This window comes from Micromonospora sp. NPDC050695 (assembly GCF_040654415.1).
GTDB lineage: Bacteria > Actinomycetota > Actinomycetes > Mycobacteriales > Micromonosporaceae > Micromonospora.
This window is the reverse complement of the sequence record NZ_JBFAHZ010000147.1, coordinates 1-1,504: the sequence shown is the minus strand read 5'-3', so window position 1 is coordinate 1,504 and position 1,504 is coordinate 1. Positions and strand designations below refer to the sequence as shown.

General features: G+C 69.3%; 1 protein-coding gene. It reads right to left on the bottom strand.

Annotated elements, in window-relative coordinates; translation table 11 throughout:
- Positions 1–8: 8 nt before the first annotated feature.
- The gene (locus AB0H52_RS31990) at positions 9–1,454 is read right to left on the bottom strand and encodes an IS66 family transposase (protein ID WP_357952029.1); all 1,446 of its coding nucleotides are present in this window, start codon (positions 1,452–1,454) and stop codon (positions 9–11) included.
- Positions 1,455–1,504: the final 50 nt, after the last annotated feature.

Here is a 1,504-nt window from a genome sequence, read left to right as displayed (position 1 = left end):
GTACGTATTCAGCTTGAGGTAGCCGTGTGAGGTAGCCACGGCCCGGTGGTGAACAGCTGTTTGAGCACGTCGAGGGCGTCCATGCCGTGCTTGGTGGCGGTGGACAGGTAGGAACGCAGGGTGGCGAAGTCGGCCAGTCCTTGCAGGGTGCGCCAGGTGGCGGAGATCTTCTGTTGGAGCTTGACCGGGCGGAGATCGCGTTCTGCCTGGTTGTTCGTGAACGGAACGGCCAGGTCGACGGTGAACCGCAGGATCATGTCGCGGTGGGTGGCGAAACGTTCGACCAGCGTGCCGGCCCGCGGCAGCTTGCCGTCGCGGTCGGGCGGGTTCTGCTCGCGGCCGTAGGCCACCGCCCCGGCGTAGCAGGCCCGGATGTGGCCGGCCTCGTCCGCGGTCAGCGCGGTACGGCCGGCGGCGACGGCCTGCTCGGTCAACTGTTTGGCCATCAGCAGGGTGCCAGCCATGACCTCGGCCCATTCCTGACCGGCCGGGTCCTGCTCGTGCACGCCGCGCAGGTCCCGGATCAGGTGCGCTCCGCACCAGGCGTGCTCGGCGTCGGTCAGGTGCTGGTAGGCGGCGTAGCCGTCACGCACGAGGGTGCCGGTGAACCCGGGCAGCACCCCACCGGCGTCGACATCGGCCGCCGACCGGCCCCCGACGTGGAACAACGTCAACGCGGGCGTGCAGGCCACGTGCACGTACTTGAACCCGCCGCCGAGTCGAGCCGGTGTCTCATCGGCGTGCAGCACCCGCTCGGTGCGCAACAACGCGGCCAGATGCGAGACGAACGGACCCAGCCGACGCGCCGCCTCGGCCACCACCTGATGCACGAACCCGACCGACACGCCCACCCCGAGCAGATCACCCATCAGCCCAGCGACCCGTCCATACGGCAGGAACTGCGCGGCACGGGCATACACTGCGGCGGCCTTCACGTCCGTGCCGTACTGCACCCGGCCGGACACCCCGTCGGGCACCGGCGGCTCGGTGACCCGCCCACACCCCGCGCACTCCACCGCAACGAGGCGATGCTCGGTCACCACCGGCCGGCGTTCAGGCAACTCGACGACCTGTCGGCGCTGCCGCCCGTACTCCCGGCAACCATCCAGACGCTCACCGCAGGCCGGATTAGCGCACCAGCCCGGCCGATGTTCCACCACCTGATCTGGATCGGCCACCAACTCCAGCGTCGACCCCGGCGCACCCGGCTGCCTACCCCGCCGCCGCCCACTGCTTCCACGCTTGCCCGGTTGCGGACGCGGCCGGACCAACCCATCCGACGACGGGGGCTTCGACGAGTTCGACGAGTTCAACCCCAGCCGACGCCGCAGCTCCGCGTTCTCAACCTCCAACCGCTCGACCCGATCCCGCAGCTCAACCAGCATCGCCAGTAGATCCTCATACGAGGGCGGGACTGGCGGCTCGGACGACACACCAAGATCATGCCAGGCCATCACCCAGAGTGGACAGCCGACCGCCGACCCGTCTCAAGCTGAATACGTAC

Coding starts and splice junctions, on each gene's coding strand:
- AB0H52_RS31990 (WP_357952029.1), bottom strand. CDS start 1,454: ATGGCCTGGCATGATCTTGGTGTGTCGTCCGAGCCGCCAGTCCCGCCC.